This is a genomic window from Duganella zoogloeoides, assembly GCF_034479515.1.
GTDB lineage: Bacteria > Pseudomonadota > Gammaproteobacteria > Burkholderiales > Burkholderiaceae_D > Rugamonas > Rugamonas zoogloeoides.
Genome location: NZ_CP140152.1, coordinates 5,983,378 through 6,007,828, shown reverse-complemented (window position 1 = coordinate 6,007,828; position 24,451 = coordinate 5,983,378). Strand labels below are relative to the sequence as shown.

At 61.3% G+C, this 24,451-nt stretch carries 21 protein-coding genes; 9 read left to right on the top strand and 12 right to left on the bottom strand.

The genetic code is table 11. The features are described from left to right. Positions 1–8: 8 nt before the first annotated feature. Entirely contained in the window at positions 9–2,264 is a 2,256-nt protein-coding gene (locus SR858_RS26395) for a TonB-dependent siderophore receptor (RefSeq protein WP_019924229.1), read from the top strand. A 102-nt stretch (positions 2,265–2,366) separates the two neighbouring features. Here the strand turns inward: SR858_RS26395 and SR858_RS26390 are convergent, their stop codons facing one another. After that, entirely contained in the window at positions 2,367–3,665 is a 1,299-nt protein-coding gene (locus tag SR858_RS26390) for an aminotransferase class V-fold PLP-dependent enzyme (RefSeq protein ID WP_019924230.1), read from the bottom strand. Between the two features lie 115 nt (positions 3,666–3,780). On the opposite strand from SR858_RS26390, the gene SR858_RS26385 reads away from it, so the two are divergent. From SR858_RS26385 to SR858_RS26375, 3 genes are all read left to right on the top strand, one after another. After that, on the top strand, positions 3,781–4,701 hold the full coding sequence (locus SR858_RS26385; RefSeq protein ID WP_040378142.1) for a LysR substrate-binding domain-containing protein: 921 nt from the start codon (positions 3,781–3,783) through the stop codon (positions 4,699–4,701). 222 nt (positions 4,702–4,923) lie between these two features. Continuing rightward, on the top strand, positions 4,924–5,748 hold the full coding sequence (locus tag SR858_RS26380; RefSeq protein ID WP_019924232.1) for a nidogen-like domain-containing protein: 825 nt from the start codon (positions 4,924–4,926) through the stop codon (positions 5,746–5,748). Positions 5,749–5,822: 74 nt separating this feature from the next. Further along, positions 5,823–7,004, top strand: a complete 1,182-nt coding sequence (locus tag SR858_RS26375; RefSeq protein WP_019924233.1) for an aminotransferase class V-fold PLP-dependent enzyme — start codon at positions 5,823–5,825, stop codon at positions 7,002–7,004. A 14-nt stretch (positions 7,005–7,018) separates the two neighbouring features. Here the strand turns inward: SR858_RS26375 and SR858_RS26370 are convergent, their stop codons facing one another. Then, positions 7,019–7,987 (bottom strand): LysR substrate-binding domain-containing protein, encoded by a 969-nt coding sequence (locus SR858_RS26370; RefSeq protein WP_019924234.1) that lies wholly within the window; start codon positions 7,985–7,987, stop codon positions 7,019–7,021. A 100-nt stretch (positions 7,988–8,087) separates the two neighbouring features. Here SR858_RS26370 and SR858_RS26365 point away from each other — a divergent pair, with 100 nt between their 5' ends. Continuing rightward, positions 8,088–9,098, top strand: coding sequence for an aldo/keto reductase (locus SR858_RS26365; RefSeq protein WP_019924235.1), 1,011 nt, complete (start codon positions 8,088–8,090; stop codon positions 9,096–9,098). Positions 9,099–9,682: 584 nt separating this feature from the next. Next, positions 9,683–10,483: a Fic family protein gene (locus SR858_RS26360; protein WP_019924236.1), complete on the top strand. Its 801-nt coding sequence runs from the start codon at positions 9,683–9,685 to the stop codon at positions 10,481–10,483. On the opposite strand, the gene SR858_RS26355 is transcribed toward SR858_RS26360, so the two are convergent. The 3 genes from SR858_RS26355 to SR858_RS26345 form a co-directional block, all read right to left on the bottom strand. Beyond that, positions 10,447–11,622, bottom strand: coding sequence for an SUMF1/EgtB/PvdO family nonheme iron enzyme (locus tag SR858_RS26355; protein ID WP_019924237.1), 1,176 nt, complete (start codon positions 11,620–11,622; stop codon positions 10,447–10,449). The two genes, SR858_RS26360 and SR858_RS26355, sit on opposite strands and share 37 nt — an antisense overlap. Continuing rightward, on the bottom strand, positions 11,622–13,556 hold the full coding sequence (locus SR858_RS26350; RefSeq protein WP_019924238.1) for an arylsulfatase: 1,935 nt from the start codon (positions 13,554–13,556) through the stop codon (positions 11,622–11,624). The genes SR858_RS26355 and SR858_RS26350 overlap by 1 nt, the downstream gene beginning before the upstream one ends. Before the next feature lie 117 nt (positions 13,557–13,673). Continuing rightward, positions 13,674–14,114 carry a DUF3597 domain-containing protein gene (locus SR858_RS26345; protein ID WP_019924239.1) on the bottom strand — a complete coding sequence of 147 codons (441 nt, stop codon included), beginning with the start codon at positions 14,112–14,114 and terminating at the stop codon, positions 13,674–13,676. 118 nt (positions 14,115–14,232) lie between these two features. Here SR858_RS26345 and SR858_RS26340 point away from each other — a divergent pair, with 118 nt between their 5' ends. Next, the gene (locus tag SR858_RS26340; protein ID WP_019924240.1) at positions 14,233–15,510 is read left to right on the top strand and encodes an MFS transporter; all 1,278 of its coding nucleotides are present in this window, start codon (positions 14,233–14,235) and stop codon (positions 15,508–15,510) included. Here the strand turns inward: SR858_RS26340 and SR858_RS26335 are convergent. Beyond that, on the bottom strand, positions 15,458–16,885 hold the full coding sequence (locus tag SR858_RS26335; protein WP_322534163.1) for an aminotransferase-like domain-containing protein: 1,428 nt from the start codon (positions 16,883–16,885) through the stop codon (positions 15,458–15,460). The genes SR858_RS26340 and SR858_RS26335 overlap by 53 nt on opposite strands. 74 nt (positions 16,886–16,959) lie before the next feature. Between SR858_RS26335 and SR858_RS26330 the strand changes: the two genes are divergently transcribed. Further along, the gene (locus SR858_RS26330; protein WP_026637727.1) at positions 16,960–17,196 is read left to right on the top strand and encodes a hypothetical protein; all 237 of its coding nucleotides are present in this window, start codon (positions 16,960–16,962) and stop codon (positions 17,194–17,196) included. 305 nt (positions 17,197–17,501) lie between these two features. Here SR858_RS26330 and SR858_RS26325 read toward each other — a convergent pair whose 3' ends face one another. The 5 genes from SR858_RS26325 to SR858_RS27815 all read right to left on the bottom strand — a co-directional run bounded on the left by SR858_RS26325 (position 17,502) and on the right by SR858_RS27815 (position 22,498). Further along, positions 17,502–17,960, bottom strand: coding sequence for a hypothetical protein (locus SR858_RS26325; protein WP_154820083.1), 459 nt, complete (start codon positions 17,958–17,960; stop codon positions 17,502–17,504). A gap of 154 nt (positions 17,961–18,114) precedes the next feature. Then, positions 18,115–19,311, bottom strand: a complete 1,197-nt coding sequence (locus SR858_RS26320) for an IS256 family transposase (protein ID WP_154820175.1) — start codon at positions 19,309–19,311, stop codon at positions 18,115–18,117. Between the two features lie 528 nt (positions 19,312–19,839). Beyond that, entirely contained in the window at positions 19,840–20,634 is a 795-nt protein-coding gene (locus tag SR858_RS26315) for a hypothetical protein (RefSeq protein WP_322534161.1), read from the bottom strand. 113 nt (positions 20,635–20,747) lie between these two features. After that, a complete protein-coding gene (locus SR858_RS26310) occupies positions 20,748–21,809 on the bottom strand; it encodes a hypothetical protein (protein ID WP_154820172.1) in 1,062 nt (353 codons plus the stop codon). Positions 21,810–22,177: 368 nt separating this feature from the next. Continuing rightward, complete coding sequence (locus SR858_RS27815) at positions 22,178–22,498, bottom strand: helix-turn-helix transcriptional regulator (RefSeq protein ID WP_019924971.1); 321 nt, start codon at positions 22,496–22,498, stop codon at positions 22,178–22,180. A gap of 210 nt (positions 22,499–22,708) precedes the next feature. Here SR858_RS27815 and SR858_RS26305 point away from each other — a divergent pair, with 210 nt between their 5' ends. Continuing rightward, a complete protein-coding gene (locus SR858_RS26305; protein ID WP_157094846.1) occupies positions 22,709–23,251 on the top strand; it encodes a hypothetical protein in 543 nt (180 codons plus the stop codon). On the opposite strand, the gene SR858_RS26300 is transcribed toward SR858_RS26305, so the two are convergent. Beyond that, entirely contained in the window at positions 23,248–24,378 is a 1,131-nt protein-coding gene (locus tag SR858_RS26300) for an XRE family transcriptional regulator (protein WP_019924969.1), read from the bottom strand. The genes SR858_RS26305 and SR858_RS26300 overlap by 4 nt on opposite strands. Positions 24,379–24,451: the final 73 nt, after the last annotated feature.

The following is a 24,451-nucleotide window of genomic DNA, read 5'->3' as shown; positions in this document are numbered from 1 at the left end:
GAGTTGTGATGTTCCACCGCGCAGACAAACCTTTTTCATCCACCCCAGTCCTGCGCCCCGTGCGCCTGGCGGCCCGACTGGCGCTGCTGTGCGCGAGTGCGGCCATTACGTTCCCGCTGGCCTACGCTGCGGACGCACCAGCGCCGGCAGATGCAGCCGCCGGGGCGGAGGCCGACCGCGATACCCTGCTGCCCAGCGTGACCGTCACCGGCACCAGCGACCGTGTCACCACCGAAAACTCGGGTTCGTTCGGCAGCCGCAAGACGTCGATCGTCAAGGGCCTGGAATCGGTGCGTGAAATTCCGCAGCCGGTCACCGTGCTCACGCGCCAGTTCATCGAAGACCGCGCGCTGCTCAACCTGACCGACCTGATGCTGGCCACGCCCGGCATCGCGGTCGATTACACCGACAGCGAGCGCATCACGTACCACTCGCGCGGCTACCAGATCGACGCCATGCAGGTCGACGGTTTGACCATTACCCAGGGCGGCTCGGCTTTCGCCCAGCCCGATGCGGCCGTGCTCGACCGCGTGGAAGTGCTGCGCGGCGCCTCGGGCATGTTGCGCGGTTCGGGCAATCCGTCGGCCACCGTCAACATGGTGCGCAAGCGTCCCACGCGCGACTTCCAGGCGTCAGCCACTGGCGTACTCGGTTCGTGGGACCGGCGCCGCGCCGAAGGCGATATTTCGGGCGCCCTCAACCAGGCCGGCACCGTGCGCGCGCGCCTGGTGGCCGTCAAGGAAAAAAAGGATAGCTTCCAGAAGGCGATGAAGGAAGACCGGCAAGTGCTGTACGGCGTGGTGGAAGCGGACCTGTCGCCCGACACCCTGCTCACCGCCAGCCTGCAGCGCACCGAACTCGATGCCACCGGCTCGTGGGGCGGCATGCCGGCCAAGCTCGATGGCTCGTCGATGAACCTGCCACGCGACACGTTCCTGGGCGCCGCCTGGAACCGCTGGAACCGCGCCAACGAACAGGCGTTCGTGGAGCTCGAGCAGCGTTTCGACAATGGCTGGACCGCCAAGGCCAGCGCCGGCTACCTGCACCTGAAGATGGACCCGAACGGCTTCAAGCAGTCGTACATCGCCCGCCCCGCTGGCAGCAAGGACGATTACCTGTTCGGCGTGACCACGTCGCAATACACGGGCGACGACAGCCAGCAGGATAACTACTCGCTCAGCGCCAACGGCCCGTTCACCCTGTTGGGCCGCCAGCACAAGCTGGTGGTGGGCGCGGAAGCCCTGCGCACGCGCACCGTCGCGACGGCCGGCCTGGGCAACCAGTTCCCGCTCAATAATGTCGATATCCGCAACTGGGACCCGTACGCCACGTACCCGGAAAACAACCTGGTCACCATCAACATGCTGAAGCCGACCTTCGTCCAGCAGCAGGGCGTGTATGCGACCACCAGCCTGTCGCTGATGGACTCGCTCACGGCGCTCGCCGGTGTGCGCCTGAGCTGGTACGAGTACCGCGCCCCGGCCGCCCCCGCCACCAGCTACAAGGTGGAGCGCCAGACCACGCCGTTTGCCGGCCTGGTGTACGACATCACCAAGAAGCTCAACGCCTACGTCAGCTATACCGAAATCTTCACGCCGCAAAACGTCAAGGACGTCAACAACAACATGCTCAAGCCCATCACCGGCGAGGACTACGAAGCGGGCCTGAAGGGCGAATTCTTCGGCGGCAAGCTCAATGCGTCGGCTGGCGTGTTCCGCATCAACAACGTGGGCCGCGCGGTGGAAGACTCGACGGGACCTGCGACCTGTGCGCCGTCGAACCCGACCGGCCGCTGCCGCATTGCCGGCGGCAAGACCGAGAGCGAAGGCTGGGAAGCGGAGCTGTCGGGCGAGCTGGCGCCGGGCTGGAACATCCAGGGTGGTTACACCAACACCCGCACCAGGTACGTGGTCGATACCGCCGCCAACACCAACCAGCCGCTGCGCGCCATCGATCCGCGCCACCAGCTGCGCTTCTTCAGCAACTACCGGCTGGGCGGCCTGCTCAAGGGCTGGACCGTGGGTGGTGGCGCCAACATCCAGAGCGACGCCACCGTCACCGGCAGCGGCCTGACCGCGCGCCAGGGCGGCTACTCGGTGTTGAACGCCATGGCCGGCTACCGCTTCAACGACCGTTACTCGGTGCAGGTCAACGTCAACAATCTGGCCGACAAGACCTACTACAAGCGCTTCGCACCGACCGGCCTGGCCTACTACTACGGCGATCCGCGCAACGTGGTGGTGACGCTGCGCGCGGCGCTTTAATTTAATTATCCATATCGTTTATACGAAATAAATAGTTTATATCGTATAAACGGTTTATATAGATAATTTCAAGCTTTTTTCACCGCCGACTTTTACCCCAATTCAGGTGGTGATTTGACGGATGGCGGCGGTGAATTTGTCGAGTTCTGCGGTAGTGGTGAACAGTGCCGGCGTCACGCGCAGGCAGGCGCCGCCTGCCGCGCCTTTGCGCGGGACCGTGAAAATGCCGTACTGGTCGACCAGGGTTTTTTGCAGGGCTACGTTGTCGTCAAAACTGGTCTTGCCGACCAGGCGCATCGACGTGACGGCGCCGCTCATGTCGTCGGGGGCCAGGATGTGCACCTTGCTGTTGCCGCGCAGTTGCGCCACCCAGTGGTTGCGCAGGTGCAGCAGGCGAGCGCCCTTGTTGCGGGTGCCCATCGCGTCGTGCTGGCGCAGCGCGGCGGGGATGGTCATCAGCGCAGCGACATTGACGGTGCCGGCCAGCACGCGCGCACGGATGTCGGTCGCCGGGTGGTCGGCATTGCCCAGGTGGATGCCGATCGCGCTCAGCCGCTCCTTGCGGATGTGGATGAAACCCAGGCCCAGCGGCGCGCCGATCCACTTGTGCAGGTTGCCGCCGACGAAGTCGGCCTGCAAGTCCGGCAATTGATAGTCGAGCTGGCCCCACGACTGCGCCACATCCACGATCACATCGACGCCGCGCGCCTTGGCCATTTTTACCAGCTCGGCAATCGGATACACCAGGCCGGTGCGGTGGCTGATGTGAGTGAGCAGCAACAGGCGCGTGCGCGGATGGGCCTTGAGCGCCTGCTCGTACACGTCCAGCACGCCCTGGCGCGTGGCCGGCTCGGGCGTGGTGACCACCGCCAGCGTGGCGCCGCGCCGCGCGGCCAGGTCCTGCATGGCGTACTGCATCGAATCGTAGTCGAGGTTGCCGTACATGATGGTGTCGCCGGGCTTGAGCAACTGGTAGTTGCTGATCAGGTTTTGCAGCGATTCGGTGGCGCCGCGCGTGAGCGCCACCTCGTCGGTCGGCACGCCCAGGTGCTGCGCCAGCGTGGCGCGGATCGCCTCGACGCCTTGGCGGTCGAATTCGCGCCGCAGGAAGTACGAGTTGTCGCGGTTGAGGCGGTCGATATGGCGCTTGAAATCGTCCGATACCGCGCGCGTCATGATGCCGTAGTAGGCATTTTCCAGGTTGATGAAGTCGCCGCTGACATCGTAGTGCGACTTGATGTCGCGCCAGTAGGCTTCGTCGCGCACGACCTGTGCGACCGTGCCGGCCGGCGCCGTCAATGGCCGATCCTGCGCCTGCAGCGCTGGCGTGGCGCCAACGGTACCGGCAGCGCCGGCGGCAACGAGGGAACCCTGCAGAAAGGTGCGGCGGCTGATGGTCATGGCGGTCCTGTACGGTGATTGGCGATCGGAACATTGTAGGCAAACGCCAGCGCCGTGCTTGTGGCGCGACTTCGCAAGCTATAAACTGGGCTTATACCCTGACCTGATCACTCCCATGCTGCTCCGTGAAATCGAGATCTTCCGCGCCGTGATGACGGCCGGCTCCGCCAGCAAGGCGGCGCGCCTGCTCAACCTGACGCAGCCGGCCGTGAGCCTGTCGCTGCGCAAGCTGGAAACCCATGCGGGCCTGGCGCTGTTCGAGCGCGTGCGCGGCAAGCTGGTCCCCACCCAGGAGGCGCACGCGCTGCTGGCCGAAGTGCACCGCTGCTTCGTCGGGCTCGACGCCATCGAGCACCGGCTGCGCAGCCTGCGCCAGTTCGGCGTCAACCGCATCCGCATCGCCAGCCTGCCGGGCATGGGCGTGGGTTTCCTGCCGCGCGTGCTGAGCGAATTGAAGCTTAGCGAGCGCAAGGTGACGGTGTCATTGCAGATCATGTCGTCGCGCGACGTGCGCGCGCGCCTGCTGGCGGGCGAGGCCGATATCGGCCTGATGGCCGACGAGGTCAGTGCCGATGGTCTCGAACACTCGGTGTTCGCACGCTACAACGGCGTGGTGGCGCTGCCGTTGAAACACCCGCTGGCGCGCAGGAAGGTGATACGCCCGAGCGACCTGGCGCGCTACCCGTTTTTGGCGCTCAATCCCGAGGACGGCGCCAGCGTGCGGCTCGACGCCATCTTCCGCGCCCACGGCGTGGTGCCCGAAACCGTTGTCGAGACACCGTATACGATCAGCTTATGCGAGCTGGTACGCCACAACGTGGGCATCGCCATCGTCAACCCGGTCACCGCGCTCGACTACGCGGGCCGCGACATCCTGCTGCGGCGCTTTTCGGAAACCCTCGCCTACGGCTGCCAGCTGGCCATGCCGGCAGGGCGGCCGCTGACACCGTTCGCCCAGCAACTGCTGGCCACCATGCGCACGCGGCTGGCGGCGGACCTCGCCGGGCTGGACGCGTGGCTGGAGAGAGATCACTGAAGTGATCAATTTGAATAAATGATGAGTCCGGTTACAAAGTGTGAATATATAAAGTTTTCAATATGATATCTTTCTGGTTATAAAAATATTGTATTTGTATAAACCAAAAGCTAGGGGAAACTTCAGTTTCGGCGGTGCATTTTATATTTCCAAATAAAAATTGGATTTAAAAAATATCCGTTTTCTGAAACTGCTACATTCAATTCACCAACCGGAATCTTCATGAAAAAAATCACGCTTTGCGCCTTGCTGTCGCTGTTCGCCTTCTCCAACTACGCCGCTGCCGGCCCCGTGACCAGCGGTTTTAATAACCTGGGTACCGTCGCGGTGTGCGACGATTGCTATACCCCCGAGGTGACGCTCGGTTTTAATGCCAATTATTTCGGCAATACCTTCGATACCACGTATGTCAGCAATAACGGTTATGTCACCTTCGGTAGCGGGCAGGGCACTTATACCCCTACCGGACTGACCGCCAATTATTTCGGCGCACCGATCATTGCGCCATTTTTCTCCGACGTCGATACCCGGGCGGCGGCCGGCGGCACGGTTACTTACGGCAACGGCACCTACGCCGGCCAGAACGCTTTCGGCGTGACCTGGAACCAGGTCGGCTATTACCAGGCGCGCGACGACAAGCTCAATACCTTCCAGCTGATCCTGGTGGACCGCAACGCCACCGGCGCCGGCAATTTCGACATTTATTTCAACTATGACCAGGTGCAATGGGAAACCGGTGAAGCTGACCTGGGCGTTAACGGCCTCGGCGGCATCTCGGCCTCGGTGGGCTTTGCCAACGGCAGCGGCGCGGCCGGCACCTACAACCAGCTGGCCGGCTCGCTGGTCAACGGCGCGCTGCTCGATGGCGGCATCCACTCGCTTGCCGCCGGCACCAACAATGGCGTCACCGGCCAGTACCTGTTCCAGGTGCGCAATGGCGTGATCACCGCCGTGCCCGAACCGGAAACCTATGCCATGCTGGTCGCCGGCCTGGGCCTGGTGGGCGCCATGAGCCGCCGCCGCCAGCGCAGCAAGGCCGCCGTTTGATGCGCTAGCGCCACCTCGCGTACACTCGCTGGCAACGCCGCGCCGCCCGGTGCGGCTTGCCACGGGAGTCCACAGTGCCACCAACGATCACCAGCGTCGCTGCCGACGACACCGCGTTCTGGGACGCGGTCCGCGCGCAGTACGCGCCATCACCCGACTTCATCAACCTGGAAAACGGCTACTTCGGCATGCCCGCCAACCCGGTGCGCGCCGCCTTGCGCCGCTACCAGGATGAAGTCGATGCCGAAAGCAGCTATTTCCTGCGCCAGCGCTGGCCCGACCGCCTGGCACAGGTGCGCCAGGCGCTGGCCGCATTCACCGGCGTCGATGCCGACGAACTGCTGATCACGCGCAGCGCCGTGGAGTCGCTCAACATCGTGTTGCAGGGCTATCCGTTCGCACCCGGCGACGCCATCGTCTATGCCCACCACGACTACGACAGCGCGCTCGACATCGTCGCCACCCTGGCTGCACGGCGCGGCGTGGTGCCGGTGCCGGTGGACGTACCGCTCGATGCTGTCAGCGACGCCGCCATCGTCGCCGCGTACGAATCCGCCATCACGCCGCGCACGCGGGTGGTGCTGCTCACCCACATCGTGCACCGCACGGGCCAGATCATGCCGGTGGCGGCGCTGGCGGCCATGGCGCGCGCACGCGGCATCGACGTCATCATCGACGCCGCCCATTCGTTGGCGCAGCTTGACTACCGGGTACCGCAACTGGGCGCGCAGTTCGTCGTCGCCAACCTGCACAAGTGGGTGGGCGCGCCGCTGGGCACGGGGCTGCTGTACATCGCGCGTGAACGCATTGCCGACATTGCGCCGTTCTACGCCGACACCAGCCATGCCGCCGGCGATATCGACAAGCTGGGACACGTGGGCGCGGTACCGCCGGCGCCGGTCATGGCGATCGAGGATGCGCTGGCGTTCCACGCGCAGATCGGCACGGCCAACAAGGAAGCACGCCTGCGCTGGCTGGCGCGGCGCTGGATGGACGCGGTGCGCCACGTGCCCGGCGTGCGCCTGTACACACCCGCCGATCCGGCGCGCCACTGCGCGCTGGGCGCCTTCGGCATCGACGGCATGGCGGCGGCGGACGTGGCGCGGCGGCTGATGGACCAGCACCGCATCTTCACCGTGGTGCGCCAGCTGGGCGAGGTGTCACTGGTGCGGGTAACGCCGCACCTCTTTACGCGCGCGCAGGATGTCGATGCGCTGGCGGCGGCAATTATCGGGCTGGCGGCGTCAGCGCGGTGACGTCACCTGTCGCGTCATCGCTGTGGCGTCGTCGGTGGCGTCATGGATGACGTCATGGATGGCGTCATGCGGGCCTCCTGCATGACTGCAGCGCTGGCGCCAGCGAGCAGCATGGCGCGGAAGTCTGCCACCAGCGGCCGCAAATTGATGCGGTGCCAGGCCACCCATAGCGGCGTGCGGTAGCTGAACCACGGCAGTTCGCGCAGCACCACGCCCGGCGGCGCCTGGTGCCGCAAACCCTGCTGCACCATGGCGATGCCCAGACCCGCGCCGACCAGGCCCAGCGCCGTCATCGGTTCGGTCGCTTCCATGCGCACGCGCGGGGTAAAGCCCGCCCGCGCGCACTCGGCGATGAAGTTGTCGTGCTGGAGCGCGGTCTCCTTGTGCCGCACCAGGATCCAGTCCTGCGCCGCCAGGTCGGCCGGTGCCAGCATGGCCAACGCGGCCAGCGGGTGCGCGTCGGGCAGCGCCAGCAGCATCGGCTCGCTGCGCACCAGCGCACAATCGAGATCGGCGTCATCGGGCGCCGGCGGTTCGCATAACAGGGCAATATCGAGGCTGCGCTGGCGCAGGCCCTCGACCTGCTCGGCCGAATGCAGGTTGTAGAGCGCCACGTGCACTTGCGGGCGCTCGGCGCGCAGCGTGCGCAGGCCGTCGGGCAGCACGCCTGCGTGCATGGCGTTGTCGATGTAGCCGATGCACAGCCCGCCCTCGTCACCGCGGCCCAGGCGGCGCGCCATGGCTTCCAGGCGCGTGGCATGGACCAGGAAGGCGCGGGTTTCGGTCAGGAAGGTACGGCCGTCGCGGGTGAGGCGGATGCGCTGCAGACTGCGCTCGAACAGGGTCAATCCCAGCTTTTCCTCGAGCTGGGCGATCTGCCGGCTCAGCGGCGACTGCGAAATGTGCAGGCGCTCGGCAGCACGCCCCACGTGTTCTTCCTCGGCCACGGCGACGAAGTATTGCAACTGGCGAATATCGAGCATGTCAGACCCAACAGGACTTAAGATGAGTAAATTATGTCTTGGACGGTCTGTTAAAGTCAATCTACACTGGTCTTATTCACTCATCCACCAGGAGAACCCCATGAGCATTCGTGAACAACTGCAAGGCAAACTCGGCTTCGGCACCGCCCCGCTGGGCAATATGTACCGCGACATTCCCCCGGACGAGGCGATTGCCACGGTCGATGCGGCCTGGGACCAGGGCATCCGCTTTTTTGACACCGCACCGCTGTACGGCGCCGGCCTGGCCGAGATCCGCCTCGGCGAAGCGCTGGCCCGCCGGCCGCGCGACGAATACGTCCTGAGCACCAAGATCGGCCGGGTCATCCTCGACGAACTGGAAGACCCGCTGGCGCGCGACATGGGAGAGAAGGGCGGCCTGTTCGAGTTCGGCCTGAAAAACAAGATCGTCAACGACTATAGCGCCGACGCCACGCTGCGCTCGATCGAAGCAAGCCTGCAGCGCCTCAAGACCGACCGCCTCGACATTGTCTGGGTGCACGACGTGGCTCAGGATTTCTTTGGCGACGAATGGCTGGCGCAATACGAGATCGCCCGCACCGGCGCCTTCCGCGTGCTGGACCGCCTGCGCGACGAAGGCGTGATCAAGGGCTGGGGCCTGGGCGTAAACCGGGTCGAGCCGCTCGAGTTGACGCTCGACCTCGACGAACCGAAGCCGGATGCCTTCCTGCTGGCCGGCCGCTACACGCTGCTCGACCACGAGCGCGCGCTGCAACGCCTGATGCCGGCCGCCGCCGCGCAACACGTGGACATCGTCGTCGGCGGTCCGTACAGCTCGGGCATCCTGGCCGGCGGCACGCATTTCGAATACGCCAAGGCGCCGCCTGCCATCGTCGAGAAAGTGGCACGCCTGACCGCGCTGGCCACCCGCCACGGCATCAGCATCAAGGCCGCCGCCTTGCAGTTCGCGCTGGCGCATCCGGCAGTGGCCAGCGTAATTCCGGGCGCCAGCCGTCCCGAGCGCCTGCTGGAAGACCAGGCCGCACTGCGCCAGGCGGTGCCGGCAGCGTTCTGGCAGGCGTTGCGCGAGCAGGGGCTGGTGTCGGCGCTGGCGCCATTGCCGGGCGCATGAAGATGGACTGCGACCGGAGAGAAACCGCTAGTTTTCGGTCATAAAGTGCCATAATTCCTCTGCTTTTCAGTCATTCGAACGAGGCAGGGGGAAACAATGGCACAGTTTTCAGACACCGACACTGCAGAAGTCCTGTTTACCGACGGTAATGCGGCGTTACAGCGGACCCTGGCCCGTCAAGTGGGTGCGGGTACGCTCAGACGCATCTACGCCGGGGTGTACACAACTAATCTGGACAGCCCGCTCGAGGCCATCGTAGTTCGCAACTGGGCGGCGATCATCAGCCACCTGCTGCCAGCAGCTGTGTTGGCATATCGCTCCGCAATCGAACACCGGCCCGTAGCAGGGGTTATTCACGTACGCCGCGCCAGCACGCGGCGCACGCTGCACCTGCCCGGCCTCGTGGTCGAGGTATACCCTGGCGCGGACCAGCCACCTTTGCTGGAAAACCCCAACGCCGACCTGCTACACAGGCAAATCTACCTTCCTGGCGAAGCACGAGGTTTTCTTGAAAACATGGGTACCGCGCGCGGTGCGGTGAACCGGGCAAGCCTTACGATCCGGACCGGCTCGACCTGTTCGATATGCTGCAGCGCGCGCTGGCTGCCGAGGTGTTTGCGCACCCCGCCGATCTTGCTAGCAAGGGTACGGCGCTGGAAAATTTCGCATTCTTCGAAGCATATTTTTCGAATTTTATCGAAGGCACCACGTTCGAGGTGGCCGAGGCCAAGCAGATCGTGTTCGAGGGTGCGATCATTGCCAATCGCTCGCAGGATTCGCATGACGTTCTCGGCACTTTCCAGGCCGCGAACGCAGCGCCATGGCGCAACCAGCCGGCGGCAACTGCGCAAGACTTTCTCGGCTGGCTCAAAAGCGTCAACGCCCTCGTCATGCAGGCGCGTCCCGACCAACTGCCGGGTCAATGGAAAGAACAGCGCAACATGGCAGGCAACACACTATTCGTCTTGCCCGAACAGGTGCCAGGAACCCTGGTCGAAGGCTACGAGCGTATTCGTGCATTGACTGACCCGGTGGCACGCGCACTGATGACGATGTTCGTCGTGTCGGAAGTCCACCCGTTCAAGGACGGCAACGGACGCACGGCCCGGCTGGCGATGAATTGCATACTCAGCGCGGCCGGCATTTGCCGGATCATGGTACCCACCGTGTATCGCGAAGACTATCTGTTACCCCTCAAGCGCCTATCGAACGACCGCGATGCCAGCCCGTATGTGCGCAGCATGACGCGTGCCCATGACTGGACATCGCGCTTCGACTACGAGCAGCCGCTCCACGACGTCCAGATGCAACTTGCGCGGTGTAATGCGTTTCAGGAAGATTTGCGCAATTATCGGCTGATCTTTCCCGACACGACATCCAGGTGAGCGGCAGTCAGGTCCCTTCGCACCGTGCGAAAGCCGATGTGCGTTGCGGCCAGGTCGCGTTCCTGCGACTCGCGCGCCGAGGCCCGGTAGCGTACGCAATAGTCGGGAGCGCACAGGAATGAGCCGCCCTTGATCACCATCGTGGCGTTGGCAGCATTGGCGATATCAGCTGCGTTGGGCGCGTTGCCGGCACCGGCGATGCGGCCGGCTGCGATGGCGGTATCGCCATTGGCGTGCGGCTGGCGCGGGCCGGTGTAGGGGTCTTGCGTCCATTCCCAGACGTTGCCGATCATGTCGTACAGGCCGAAGCCGTTGGGCGCGTAGCAGCCCACGGGGGCAATGCCCGCATGGCCGTCAGCGGCGACATCGAGTTGCGGAAACGCGCCTTGCCAGTAGTTGGCGGCGGGCTTGCCTGCGGCGTCCGTCGGCGCGGTGTCGAGTTGATTGTCGCTGCGGCCGGCTTTGCCGGCGTATTCCCATTCCGCCTCGGTAGGCAGATCGCGGCCCAGCCAGTGCGCGTAGGCCAGCGCGTCGGCTTGCGTGACCAGGGTCACTGGCAGGTGGCCGCCGGGTACTTTGACCGGGGCTGATGCTGGCGATGGCGATGGCGATGGCGATGGCGATGGCGATGGCGATGGCGATGGCGCGGCAGCTTGCGCCGTGCGCCACTGCGCGCCTTTTTCCAGCGTCCACCAGGCGTACGGCCGTTGTTGCAGTTCTTCCGCTGTCGGCACGTGGAACACCACGCCGGCGCCTTGCCGTTCCGCTTCCGTTACATAGCCAGTGGCTGCCACGAACGCGGCAAACTGCGCTTGCGTCACTTCCGTGCGGTCGATCCAGAAGCCGGCAACGCGGGTGGCGCCGGGCTGCGCGGGACGCTCGTCCGGGTAGCCGCGCTCACTGCCGAAGATGAAGCTGCCGCCTTTTACTTGCACCATGCCCGCGTGAGGATCGGCGCCCCAGCCGGCGGGCAGGCCGCTGTAGGCGGCGCACGATGGTTCGCTGCCCAGCCTGGCCGCCGGTGCTCCGGTCAGCGCATTGCTGGCGCTGGTATGCCACACCAACGCCAGCAGCGCGGCGCCCAAGGCCAGCGCTGGCAACGCCATGCGCCAGGCCCTGCTGCGTGACGCTACGCCCATCAGTAATAGCCCTGCGGTTTCAGTGGCTCCACGCCGCCCACGCGCTGCATGAATTGCTGCCACTCTCCGACCATGGTGTTGGTCAGCGCCTGGTTTTGCGCGGCGACGTCGGTGGTTTCGCCGCGGTCGCGCGTGAGGTCGTACAGTTGCCAGCGGCCGTCGAGCGGACCTGTCGGCGGCTCGTTCCACAGCGCCTTCCACTTGCCGTCGGCGCTGATCAGGTAGGCGCGGCCGTATGATTCATGTCCGAGCGGTTCGGTGCGCACGCTGGCGGTGCTGCCTTGCAGCAGCGGCAGCAGCGACTTGCCGGTGACGGGATAGACGTTGCGGCCGTTGTACACCACCTTGCCCCGGCCGCGATCGACGCCGCTGGCGTCGATCGCGGCCGGCGCAGTCTGGGTGGGCGGCGTCACCCCGGCCAGCGCCAGGAACGTCGCGGTGTTGTCGGTGATGTGGGTGAGGGCGCTCAGGTTGGGCAGGCGCGCGGTCTGGCCCGGCAGGCGCACGATCAGCGGCGTGGCGACGCTGCCTTCGCCGGCATAGCCCTTGGTCAGGCGGAACGGCGTGGCGCTCACCTCGGCCCAGCGCAGCCCGTATTGCAGACGCCTGGCTGCCTGGGCGCCGTTGTCGGTGCCCAGCGTGGCGTACACCGGTTCGGTGGCGTTGGCTTCGTCGGTCAGCCTGGGGTCGGCGCCGCTGTCGATCGGCCAGCCTTCGGCGCCGTTATCGGACTGGAACATGATGTAGGTGTTGTCGTATTCGCCGATGTCCTTCAAATGCTGGATCAGCAGGCCGATGTTGTGGTCGAGGTTATCGACCATGCCGGCGTAGATTTCCATGTAGCGCGCCTGCGCTTTCTTTTCCAGCGCGGTCAAGCTGGCCCACTTCTTGTTGACCTTGCCCGGACCGTAATCGGCATAGCCCTGCGCCATGCCGTTGTTGGCGTTGATGTACTTGGCACTAGCCGTATTGAAGCCGGCCGTGGCGGGGCTGCGCGACGTGGTTTCCGGTGCCCCCGGGTACGGCGTGAAGTCGGCCGGGATGATGCCGAGCTGCTTCTGGCGGGCGATGCGCGCATCGCGCACCGCTTCGTAGCCGGCGTCGTACTTGCCCTTGTACTTCGACAGCCACGGCTCCGACACTTGCAGCGGCCAGTGCGGCGACGTGTAGGCGGCGTACGCAAAGAACGGCTTGCCGTCGGCCTTGTTGCCGTCGATGTAAGAGATCAGGCGCCTGGTATAAAAATCGGTCGAATAAAACGGTTCGCCGCCGGCGCCGCCGGGCTGGCCCGGTTGTCCCGGCTGCACGAACTTGCCGTCTTCCGTGTAGTTGGTGGAGCCTTCTCGTTCGTGGGCGTAATGGTTGGCGGCGGCGCCGGCCAGCAGCGCGTAGCTGCGCTCGAAACCCCACTGGTCCGGCGTCTTGCCGGCAGTGGTGACGGCGCCGCCGGCAATCGCCGAACCGAGGTGCCACTTGCCGGCCATGTAGGTGTGGTAGCCGTTATCGCGCAGCAGCTGGGCAAACGACAGCGAGCTGTCGTTGAGGAAGCCTTCGTAGCCGGGCAGGCCACGCCGTTCATCGTTGGGCGCGCCCATGTGGCCTTCGCCCACCAGGTGGTGGTCGGTGCCCGACACCAGCATGGCGCGCGTGATGGCGCAGACGGTGCCGGTGTGGTGGTTGGTCAGCAACCGTCCCTGTTTGACCAGCGCATCGAGGTTGGGCGTGTCGATCTCGCCGCCGAAGGCGCCGATGTCGGAATAGCCGAGGTCGTCGGCCATGATGTAGAGAATGTTCGGCTTTTTCTTGATCGCCGGCGCCGCTTCGGACAGCGGCGCCCTGGCGGACTCGCTGCAGCCGGCCAGTACCAGGGCGCTGGTGACGGACAGGCCGATCAGGCTTCGTTGAATGACGTGCAGCAGGCGTGGAGCGGGCATGGTATTCCTTGCGGATGAAGTGCGCAAAGAATAAATGTTGGCGAGGTGATCAGAAACGAAGCATTTCGACTTAGCTCATGCGGTTTTTACATGCCCTGCCTGCTGCGCGGTTGCCGGTCAGTCTTTCAGGTCGGCCGGCACCTTGCCGCCGTTCTCCGCCAGCTTGTTCATGACCTGGCGGTGCAGCCAGACGTTCATCTTGGCCGAGTCGCCGGTGTCGCCGCTGTAGTGCAGTTCCTGCGCCAGATCCTTGCGCGATTGCAGGCTGCTGTCAAGGTCCAGCAATTTCAGCAGATCGACAATCGACGTGCGCCAGTTGAGCGGCTGGCCAGCTTGCTGCGCTTTGGTGTTGAGGATGGACTCCACGTCCACTTCGGACAGGTGCACGGCCGCTGGCGCGGCGGTGGTGTCTGCGGCAGGCACGGACGGCGACGCCGGTGCGGTGGGCACGGCAGCAGGGTTGGCTGGCGCCGGCACGCTGGTGCCTTGCGGCGCCTGGGCGATGGCCGGGTGCGAGGCCGGGAAGATTTTGTGAAAAATGTTGCTCAGTATGCCCATGTCGGGATCTCCTGTGGGTGGGTGTAAGGGATCAGCATACGGGTTTGGGGCGGGGGGTCTGTGCGGGAGCTAACAGCTTCGGAACCAAGCTGCGGCTCTGCGGCTATACTCGCACCCCATGAAAAATAATACCTATAACGAGACCCCCACCCGCATCCTGCGCCGCCAGCAACTTTCGCTGGTGCTGCTGGTCGTCTGCGGCGTGATCAACTACCTCGACCGCGCCACGCTGGCCGTGGCCAACGAATACATCCGCGCCGACCTGGGGCTGTCGCTGGGGCAGATGGGATTGCTGCTGTCGGCGTTTTCGTGGAGCTATGCGCTGTGCCAGTTACCGGTGGGCGCGCTGGTGGACAAGATCGGGCCGCGCTGGCTGCTCGGCGGCGGCCTGGTGGTGTGGTCGCTGGCGCAGGCGGCCGGCGGTTTTGCGGCCACGTTCGGCTACTTCGTGCTGGCGCGCATTGCACTGGGCATCGGCGAAGCGCCGCAGTTTCCGGCGGCGGCGCGCGTGGTCAGCAACTGGTTCCCGGCCCGCGCGCGCGGCACGCCGACCGGCATTTACAACTCGGCCTCGCCGCTGGGCGTGGCGCTGGCGCCGCTGGTGCTCGCGCCCCTGATCATCGCCACCAGCTGGCACTGGGCGTTCTTCATCACCGGCGCCATGGGCCTGGTGGCGGCCGTGGTGTGGGTGATGCTGTACCGCGACCCGGTGCGCGCGGACATGACGGCCGCAGAGCAAGCCTATCTCGAAGTGGACGAGGCGGCTGCTGCCGCTCCCAAGGCGAACTTCGCCTGGTGGCTGGCACTGTTCCGCTACCGCGTTACCTGGGGCATGATGCTCGGCTTCTTTGGTTCCGTATATCTGAACTGGGTGTATCTGACCTGGCTGCCCGGCTACCTGCGCACCGAGCGCCACATGGACCTGGCGTACGCGGGACTGGCGGCGTCGGTGCCGTTCATGTGCGGCTTTGCCGGCGCGCTGATCGCCGGCTGGGCCTCCGACCGCGTGGCGCGCGCGGCGTCTTCGCCGGTAACGGGCCGGCGCAACGCGGTGGTGATCGCCACGCTGGGCATGGTGGTGTTTACCATTCCGGCGGCGCTGGTGGACAGCAATCTGGTCGCGGTGGCGTGCATCTCGATCGTGATTTTCCTGGCCAACGCTTCGTCGGCCTGCGCGTGGTCGCTGGCGACGGTGGCGGCGCCGCCGAGCCGGGTGGCCTCGTTGGGTGCGCTGCAAAACTTCGGCGGCTTCTTGGGCGGTGCGCTGGCGCCGATACTCACCGGTTACATCGCGCAGACGTGGTCGTTCGTGCCGGCGCTGCTGGCGGGGGCGGGGATTGCGTTCATGGGGGCGATGTCGTATCTGTTCCTGGTGACGAAGCCGATTCCGGAGTGATCGAACGCTGCGCCAGCAGGTGAGACAGCCGTTGCAGGCCTGCCTGCAAGCGGCCCCGGTCCTTGATGCTGCCCAGCGAAATCCGGATGGCATTCACGGATTCGGTGCCGGTTGCAAATGCCTGTGCTGGCGTGACGGCGATGCCCTCGCTGCGGGCTGCGCGCGCCAGCTGCGCGGAGTTCCAATACGCCGGCAACTCGAGCCAGACATGCAGGCCGTCGCCGGTACCGCTGTACCGCCCCGCCAGGATAGTGCGGGCCATGCGGTGGCGCAGGCGCGCCTCGTTGCGTACGCCTTCCATCAATCTGCTGGCCGAGCCGTCGAGGATCCACTGCGTGGCCAGTGCGGCCGTCAGCGGAGCTGTCATCAGCGCAAACGATCGGAGTGCGTCCAAAAAGCGCTCGCGTTCCTGGGACTCGCGTATGAGCACGAACGCGACGCGCAAGCCGGGGGTCAGGCATTTCGACAGGGTCGAGATGTACACCACCTGTTCCGGCGCAAACGTGGCAACCGGTGGCGGCGGGGCATCGGCAAGCAGCCAGTAGGGATCGTCCTCGACGATGCGTACCTTGCAGCGCCTGGCGATGCCGGCAAGCTCCTGGCGCCGGTGCTTGGGCATGGTGATGGCAGTGGGGTTCTGCAAAGTGGGGTTGAGGTACACCAGCGCGGGCTGGTGCTGGCGGCACGCTTGCTCGAGCATCCCGGGTACCATCCCGTGCTGGTCCGCGGCCACCGCAATGACTCTCCGGCCGAACCGGGTGGCTGCGGCAAGCAAGCCGGGATAGCTCGCCGGCTCGGCCAGGATGATATCGCCGGGCGCCGTCAGCGCCAGGATCGATGCGGCGATCGCCGCCTGCGCCCCCGGGCAGACAATCACTTGCCGGGCATCCAGGTGTCCGAACATCGGTGCGAGCCAGGTGGCGCCTGCCTTGCGGTCGGAGTCGCTGCCGCCGGCCAGGTGGTAGGTCATCAGCAATTCCGCATCGGCTCGCATCAACACTTGCGACAAACCTTGTTTCAACAGGTCGTCGAAGTCCACGCCAGCGGGCGGTGGCGGGGTGTTCATGCTGAGGTCGAGGATCGAGGTCAGTTCGACTTTCGGCGCTGCGACATACGTGCCGCGGGCGCCGCGCCCCTCCAGCAGGTTGCGGCGCCTGGCTTCGTCGTAGGCGCGGGTGACCGTCGTCAGGTCCACGTCCAGCCGGGCGGCCAGCTGGCGCTGTGGAGGCAACCGGTCACCGGGCGTCAGCGATCCGTCTGCCACGGCAGCCTGCAAGGCATCGGCAATCTGCAAAAACCGTGGCCCCTGGTTCTCGACCAGGCGCGGCAACCAGCCAGTCAAATGTCCTTCTTGTATGGTTTTCGCCTGGGACATTTTGTCTCGATGTATGGAAATTGTTTTTCAGTAGTATGCTTCAAATCGACAGCGTCACGTAATCACCTGGAAAAATGATGGATTGGATCCCGATAGTTTTCGTAATATTCAAGTTTCTCGTGCTGGGCACGGGGATGTACTACGCCATCAAGTGGCATTACGACCAGGGCAAGAAGGTGTCGGTGAACGAACGGCGCGCGGTGCTGCGTGCGGGGGGCAAGGTGGTGGTTATCTTTGTGCTGGGGCTGCTTGGGGTGGGGCTGGCGACGTTCCTGATGATCAGGATGATGGGGATGGAGCTGAACTTTTGATGGGTCGGCCGGTAGTAATGCGCAGTGATGTGAAGCTGCTGTGCACGAACAATAAAGTTCGGCACAACCCCCTCGACACTCACAACAACTTGCGAATTTCTTGTGCCAACGCTAGGCTTTGTTGCACCAATAAAGATTGAGGATGGCAGCACGCACTTGACGCTCCGCAACCTGGCGGTCGAAATCGCGCGCCATCCCCCGCTCGCCGAGCAGCTTGAAACAGCGCATTTTGGTTTCCACCCTTAGTTGATGTGAATGCGCTAGGTCTGCTCATGGCCGTTCACGGTCCAATATCGCGGCATAGCTTATAGCTGAGGAAATAGGTGGCCAGCCCTTCCGGAAAAGAGGCCTGGTGCCCACGCTGCGCAGCGACCTACATGGCTGACCTTCGCACTCTGCCCTGTTAAGGACTCGAGTTCGACAATGCACACGAAGGGTTCACCTGTGGTACCGGTATAGCCGACCTGTACTTGAGCGTTGAACTGCACAGTGAGCGTGGCTCGTTTTAGGCAATGCCAGGCAACGTTTTGCTTGGACAGCGCTGTACGCAAGAAGGCCAATTGCTCAGCAGCGACGCTGGTGGTGATTTTATTAGTTGGGTAGGCAGCCCCAGAAATGAGATTAAGCTCGACGCGCCACGGTGCTACGCGCACACTGCTATACAGTACACCTAATGTCCAGAAACCTTGGTAGTCGTTATTGCGGCTGATGAATCTGGCAAGTAGGCCGGCAGCACCGTGCTTGAGGCGAGAACGAATTTTCATGCATGGTCCTAAAAGGGCAAGCGCCCCTAAGCCCATCCGCGATGCGGAGCATTCCATCATATCAGCACTGTGACCGCTATCGGCCATGTCACCTTACGATGGTGTCCCCAGAAGTGGTGTATGAGAAGTAATTCTCGAGGGGCTGGGTTCCCGATCAGTTAATCACAGCGGATAGCCGTGCAGGCTGATTGTCGCTCAAGGACTGCAATCCTTCAAGCTGCATGTAACGGCGCTGTAATGACCACTCGTCGTTTTGCTCGAGCATCATGGCGCCTACTAGGCGGATGATGGCGCCATCGTTGGGAAAAATGCCGATGACGTTGGTCCTTCGTTTGACCTCGGCATTGAGCCGCTCAAGCGGATTGGTACTGTGGATCTGCGTCCGATGCGCTTTTGGGAACGTCATAAATGTCAGCACTTCATGTTCAGCATCGTCCATCATGGCAGCGAGCCTGGGGAACTTTGGCCGTAGCTGATCGGCGACGCTGCGCCATTGCACGCTGGCCGCCTCCGCAGTGTCCTGCACGAAGATGGTATTGATCATGGCGAGCACGGCTTGCCGCTGACCTTTACCGGCATGGGCCAGCGCGTTACGGATGAAATGGACCCGGCAGCGCTGCCAGCTCGTTTTGAGCACTTTGCTCGCTGCCGCTTTGAGGCCTTCATGCGCATCGGAGATCACCAGTTTCACCCCACGCAGACCACGGCGGGTCAGACCGCGCAGGAAGTCGGTCCAGAACGGCTCCGCTTCCGAAGGGCCGGTCGCTACTCCGAGAATTTCGCGCACGCCATCGGTATTGACTGCTACAGCGATTATCACGGCCACCGAGACCACACGGCCGGCCTGGCGTGATTTCACATAGGTGGCGTCGATCCAGAGATAAGGCCAATCGCCTTCGATCGGTCGATTCAAGAAGGTCTGCACGCGCTCATCGATCTCCTCGCATAGCCGTGATACCTGACTTTTCGAGACCCCGGTCATGCCCATGGCTTTGACCAGGTCATCGACCGAGCGGGTCGAGATTCCCTGAATATAGGCTTCCTGGATCACTGCCGTGAGAGCCTTCTCGGCCGTCCTGCGCGGCTCGAGAAATCCGGGGAAATAGCTGCCTGTACGGAGCTTTGGAATCTTTAAGTCGACTTTGCCGGCCCGGGTTTCGTAGCCGCGGTCCCGATAACCGTTGCGGCTGTTGATACGTTCGTCGCTGCGCTCGCCGTAAGCTGCCTGGCAAAGCGCCTCGACGTCCATTTCCATGAGTCGCTGCAGAGCGTGCTGCAGCGTCTGGCGGATGAAATCTGCATCTGCCCCCTTTTCGGCAAGCTCAGATAATGCGATAGTGGTGTCGGTCATTGTGGTTCCTCAAAGTGGTTTTGTTAAGGTCTTCGTAAACCCAACATTACCTCAAGAATCACAATGACCACCTTCTCGCGGCCTTCCTAAACGCCATCTCTGGCGAAGTCTTCATACACCACGTCGTGGGGCACCATCCACCTTACCTACTGTTGCGGCAAAGTGCCAAGGTCCGGTCCTTGGCCGACAGCGGAAGTTCGCCAAAGCTTCTCCGCCCCGGCCCCAAACTTTATTGTTTTGTGTCGAACTCTATTGTTCGTCCACAGCTGCTGTCAGAGGTAAATAGATAGGTTAGAAAAATTTGCAACACTCTCAGCAACCCACTGATTTCATTGCAAAATGTTGTTTTTCCTAACGCATCGATATAGTGGATTTACCGGTTATTAACATAGACTTCGCCAAAATTTGAGTTTGACGGGGCAAGTTAGGTTAGAAGCCTTATGCCCGTTGGGTTTCTTTGAAATTTTACTCCCGTGGTAGCTTGGATTTGCTCTTACAGGCGTCGATGGCTGCCTTGGATTTTTCCTACTACTTGATAACGGCGGCCAGTGTTGGCCAGGCCCGGGCGACTGTGGTTACCAGCCCGACAACTACAACTATCGAGCCTATGAGCCAGTGCTCCCGCAAAAGTTCGCCCAACGCTTTCACGGACCGGCCGTTGATTTCCCACCAACTCGATTGAGTTCTAAGGCGCCCGGCGTTAGCTCGTTCGGCGAAGTTCGCAAAAATATCAACCTTGCGCAAAGTGGACTGGTGGAGTTTCAAAAACTGCTTATTTTCAAACGCGTTGGCTTCCTGCTTTCCAGTCAAAAAATCCATCGCCGTTATCGAATTCTGCTGCATCAGGTTTTCGATTCGCGGATGCGAGGTGTAACCAACGCCATAAATCGCTACCAGTAGTCGGGACAGGTCCATACGTCGCTCTTCAGGCACGCGGGCGGACGACTGCCCCCCAAGGGCCCTGAGCCGGTTCTCGAGTGCTTCAAATCCGTAGTTTGCGTCTCGCATGTTCCAGTGCAGCCACTTACAGTGCTGCCGAGCGCCGACCGCTTGGAAGAATTCGTCGAGCATTTCTAGCTCAAGTGAATCGTAGTGTTCATCGATGCTGTCCAGTACCCTACGGCGCTCGGCCACAAGGTGGATGGAGAAGGATTTGGTCTGCCCGCTATCTAAATTCCGAATGGCGATTGATGTCACGCGTGGAGAGCGAGGATTGTCTCGGTCATAAAAACTCTCGCATGAGTAATGAATCACTACAACGTGTTCCGGCGCTTGAAAAAACTCGTTCAAATGCTGCTTCGCGCGCTTCCAACGTTTGTACAAATCTCTCTCTTGGCCCATCATTTCTCCGATTTATCCAACTCACATCCACTTCATCCAGATATTAGCAATCCTCCGGGAGGCGGCAGCGAAGCCGTCCTCCACAGCATGTGAGATTACTGAATTTTGGCTGCTTCCGTGCCTCGCTCACTGAGCCATTTTTCGAAGATTTTTTTAAACGTGCGTGCCGTCGGCGAATCTTCGGAGTAATACATCGATGGAGCGAACTCTTTGAAATACTGTTCACGGAGTTCCTCCCACGTTTCCACGCCAAGCGGGAGGTGTTGGCAGTCGATGGCGTCTTCGATGACGTTCCTGCGGTCTTGGCTGGCACCTTTGTTCAAGCGACTCCTGTTCTCGATGAGCCAGCGTTTGAACGAAGTCGACCACATCTGCAACATCTCTTGATGTGTAGTCGTGCGCCGGTACAATATGAGAGTGGTCTTGCTCGCCGCATACCAGCTCCACTGTTCGAGTTCCATGTACTGCCAGCCAAGCGTTTCAGCTAGTGCCTTGGCACGTGGCAACTCTGGAATTTTGAACGACTGCGTATATGGCATAGAAACTAGTGCAGTGCTGTACTCGACATACCTGCCACCGGAAAGTGGTAAGCGTTCATAGAAGCGAACTTGATGGTCGGTTCCAGGGAAATCGAGGCTCGGATTGTGCGTGTTGATGTGCTTGCCCCATCCTGGTTGCGCGGCCTTATGGTCGACTCCCCGCGAAAAGCTCTTGACCATAAGCCGGTCCTTATCGAGCGGTTCTAACTGACCGATGCCAAAAGCTTTAGCGAACAATTTAGAGCATTGCCGCCGCAACGAATAGATTTCGGGATAACGACCTTCCGGATTTTCTTCGAGCTTCAAGAGTCGTACAATCAGTTCGCGAACTTCCTCTGGTACACCGGTCCCGTCGTTCCAAACCGAGCTGAGTTCGAAGTTCAAAATTTCAGGATAGCCCAACTCTTTCAAACGCTGAAGAAACGGCTTATCCTCTAAGACTACGACAGGTTCATCAACAAATTGTTGGAGATGAGAAAGCAGAGCTGCATGCGTGCGGAAGCCTGCTGTCGCAGCGATAGCTTCGCTGAGATGTGCCGACTTAACAGAAGGGAAACGGTCGAGGAGTGCGTTTTTGAGCGCACGTACAGATGTCGAAGACAGGGCGATTGTAGCCATTTTGAATTCCAATCATTTGCGGTCAGCGTCTCCCGATTACACACTGGCCAAATGAATGGAATGTGAGTCCTACGTTTGCTACAAGTCTGCTTTAACCCGGGAGCAGGTTAGGCCCAGACGCCTTCGGAGGATATTAGCATATCCAACCATGGCGATGTCAACTGCAAGTTTATGGCGCCCAAAATCCTTACTCGCTAGTGAATTCTATTGTCCCAGCACGCACTGCTCAAGCTTGCATGTCTGCTGAGCGGCTCATGGCTGTTCAACCAGAACGCATTGCGATTTTGAATTCCTCACCCGAAGTTCCGTCGGTTGGCGGAGGTCTCGCACAATGGGCAAACTTCTACTCAATGCTCTCGTCAGGTATCCTACCGCTCAACTCGCCTCCGGAATTGCTCGAGTGCCGCGCCAGGGGTGCGCGGCTTCAGCTCTACAAGGTCCTTTGGTGGGAAAAGCAGCTCCAAGGCGACTAGCCGCTCGAAGTGAATAACTATTGCCAAAAACGCATCCAGCGAATCACATTCGCCGGCCTCAAACCGCTTGTACGTTCGCAAAGCGACGCCGCATGCGTCCGCAAAGTCTTTTTGAGTTAACTTCTTCCTCCGACGCTCAAGGCGCACTCGGTCACCGAGACGCTTTCTTAACGTCTCCTTCGTCACATCGCCTTGGTCAAAACTTGGTAAAGACATGCCTGCCCCAAAAGTGCCATATTTGGCCCCAATAGTGCCATATTTTACTTTGAGGATGTGGATAACTTCGCAGTTTTCCCGGTTGCATCCTTCATTTGATGTACACTAGAGCGAATATTTTGAAACTTCCTCTCCATGCCCCCGGCTCGAATATTAATCGTCGATACGAATTGTTTTCTCAGACTTTATTGCTCGCCAGTAATGCCTTTGATGGGCATAGTTGTACAAAACCATCAGATGTTCACGCTGTCAGGTCTTATAGATGAGTTCATTGCAAATCCTCGCCTGCTCGCTGCTTATCAGTGGGTCGCGATTGCACCTAAAGCAGACGATTTACGATTAGGTGTCCTTAAGTTGAATGCCGCGCAGAATCGCAAAATCGAGGAAAAGAAAAAGGAATTACGTCCTTACGTTGATTTATTTGTAAACAATTGCCTCCAGCGAAGAACTATCATCTCACGTTTATCGAACGCCGATTTAACGTTGCTAGCAACTGCCGTTGTTCTGGGAGCAGTCATCGCAACGGACGAGCGGGCGCTGCAGCTAATCGTGAAGGATTTGAGGGAAGACCCAGAAGACTACCCGATGGACGTGGTTTGTTCTATGGATGTACTTGCCATGTTCGAAAAAGAGGCCATGCTCACCAAAGAACAGCGGACGAACACAGTTGATACATGGATACGTTTACGCGAACGCCTCCCGGCGACCTGGCGCGCGGACTATAAACGTAATTTTGGCGAGGAATATGACTAATCGGCGGCAGCGGAGAGCTGGTGCGACAGTTCAAATGCAAGGCCCAAGTCGATATTGAGAGCGCCCACGATGAAGGCGGGAGAACGTCCGCCTTCCTGCTGCTGCCAACTAGCAATTGCTTCAAAAACGGGGGTCCTGAATTTCTGCTCGCACGTGGTCACATAATCCGATACGGTTATGTTTTCGTGACCGAACAACTCATGCGCTACTGAAGGCACTAAATGTCGAGTCGTGTTCCAGGAAGCCCAGAACGATTTCGTCTGAATTCCGGTCGGCGGAAGTCCAGCTTGTTCGGCTACTCGGTCGACCTGTTTCAAGACAGTGATTACGGAGACTTCATACTTACCCGCGAACCAATTCGCCTGGTCTCGTTTTACCGGCGCCGAATTTATCAGAGTCATGGCCTCTGCCGCGGCCTCAATCGGGAATAACAATTCTTGAGCAAATCTTTCCGCAAATTCTTCGCCGTCATCGCCTTGCAGAGTATGCAGTGTATAGCAGTGTCCTAACTCGTGTGCCAGCCAATAATTGAAGTCATCATTTTTGGCATTGAGATTGAATACGACCCAAGAAGTCTTCGAATCAGGAAGATATACGCTCAACGCATTTTCATGGCCATCGCGCTCTTTCCCCCAAAATACGGGAACGAGCAATGCGCCAAAATCGTGGAGTAAGTTTAAGAGCTCATTCCGTGAAACCGGTGCAGTTAAGCCGATACCATTCTTAGCGCGAACCTGCCTGGCAGCTTCACGAATGTACTCATCGTCAAGTCTGGGGGATTCTAATACTGGCGGCGCGAAGACCGTCTCCCGACGAATGAATGGAACTAACTGCTTTAAATGATGAGCTTGGTCCTGCGCAGCTTCCAGCGCTGCACCAGTAGGCATGCGATTTCTACGCATGCGATAGGCAACAACAGGCTCACTCGCCGAATCAGTAACGATTAGGTTCTCAATTTCGAGTTGGAGTGCGGCTGCCAGAGCCTTGAGTTTGTTTGGGCGTGGAATTGACTCACCGGCGAGCCAGTTCGAGACCGCCTCTTTGCTAACGCTACAATCCTTGGCCAAAGCCATCTGGGTCAGCCCAAGATGCTGCATTGCCGATTTGATTTTTTCCAGATTTAGCATAGTCTCGCCATCCTACGGACAAAAACACCATCAGTCAAGTTTTGTCAAGTTGCGGTGCGGCGAACACGCGACT

Excerpts from the sequence above, each read along its gene's own strand:
- SR858_RS26395 (WP_019924229.1), top strand. The coding sequence starts at position 9 with ATGTTCCACCGCGCAGACAAACCTTTTTCATCCACCCCAGTCCTGCGC.
- SR858_RS26390 (WP_019924230.1), bottom strand. The coding sequence starts at position 3,665 with ATGACCATCAGCCGCCGCACCTTTCTGCAGGGTTCCCTCGTTGCCGCC.
- SR858_RS26385 (WP_040378142.1), top strand. The coding sequence starts at position 3,781 with ATGCTGCTCCGTGAAATCGAGATCTTCCGCGCCGTGATGACGGCCGGC.
- SR858_RS26380 (WP_019924232.1), top strand. The coding sequence starts at position 4,924 with ATGAAAAAAATCACGCTTTGCGCCTTGCTGTCGCTGTTCGCCTTCTCC.
- SR858_RS26370 (WP_019924234.1), bottom strand. The coding sequence starts at position 7,987 with ATGCTCGATATTCGCCAGTTGCAATACTTCGTCGCCGTGGCCGAGGAA.
- SR858_RS26365 (WP_019924235.1), top strand. The coding sequence starts at position 8,088 with ATGAGCATTCGTGAACAACTGCAAGGCAAACTCGGCTTCGGCACCGCC.
- SR858_RS26360 (WP_019924236.1), top strand. The coding sequence starts at position 9,683 with ATGCTGCAGCGCGCGCTGGCTGCCGAGGTGTTTGCGCACCCCGCCGAT.
- SR858_RS26355 (WP_019924237.1), bottom strand. The coding sequence starts at position 11,622 with ATGGGCGTAGCGTCACGCAGCAGGGCCTGGCGCATGGCGTTGCCAGCG.
- SR858_RS26350 (WP_019924238.1), bottom strand. The coding sequence starts at position 13,556 with ATGCCCGCTCCACGCCTGCTGCACGTCATTCAACGAAGCCTGATCGGC.
- SR858_RS26345 (WP_019924239.1), bottom strand. The coding sequence starts at position 14,114 with ATGGGCATACTGAGCAACATTTTTCACAAAATCTTCCCGGCCTCGCAC.
- SR858_RS26340 (WP_019924240.1), top strand. The coding sequence starts at position 14,233 with ATGAAAAATAATACCTATAACGAGACCCCCACCCGCATCCTGCGCCGC.
- SR858_RS26335 (WP_322534163.1), bottom strand. The coding sequence starts at position 16,885 with ATGTCCCAGGCGAAAACCATACAAGAAGGACATTTGACTGGCTGGTTG.
- SR858_RS26330 (WP_026637727.1), top strand. The coding sequence starts at position 16,960 with ATGATGGATTGGATCCCGATAGTTTTCGTAATATTCAAGTTTCTCGTG.
- SR858_RS26325 (WP_154820083.1), bottom strand. The coding sequence starts at position 17,960 with ATGAAAATTCGTTCTCGCCTCAAGCACGGTGCTGCCGGCCTACTTGCC.
- SR858_RS26320 (WP_154820175.1), bottom strand. The coding sequence starts at position 19,311 with ATGACCGACACCACTATCGCATTATCTGAGCTTGCCGAAAAGGGGGCA.
- SR858_RS26310 (WP_154820172.1), bottom strand. The coding sequence starts at position 21,809 with ATGGCTACAATCGCCCTGTCTTCGACATCTGTACGTGCGCTCAAAAAC.
- SR858_RS27815 (WP_019924971.1), bottom strand. The coding sequence starts at position 22,498 with ATGTCTTTACCAAGTTTTGACCAAGGCGATGTGACGAAGGAGACGTTA.
- SR858_RS26305 (WP_157094846.1), top strand. The coding sequence starts at position 22,709 with ATGGGCATAGTTGTACAAAACCATCAGATGTTCACGCTGTCAGGTCTT.
- SR858_RS26300 (WP_019924969.1), bottom strand. The coding sequence starts at position 24,378 with ATGCTAAATCTGGAAAAAATCAAATCGGCAATGCAGCATCTTGGGCTG.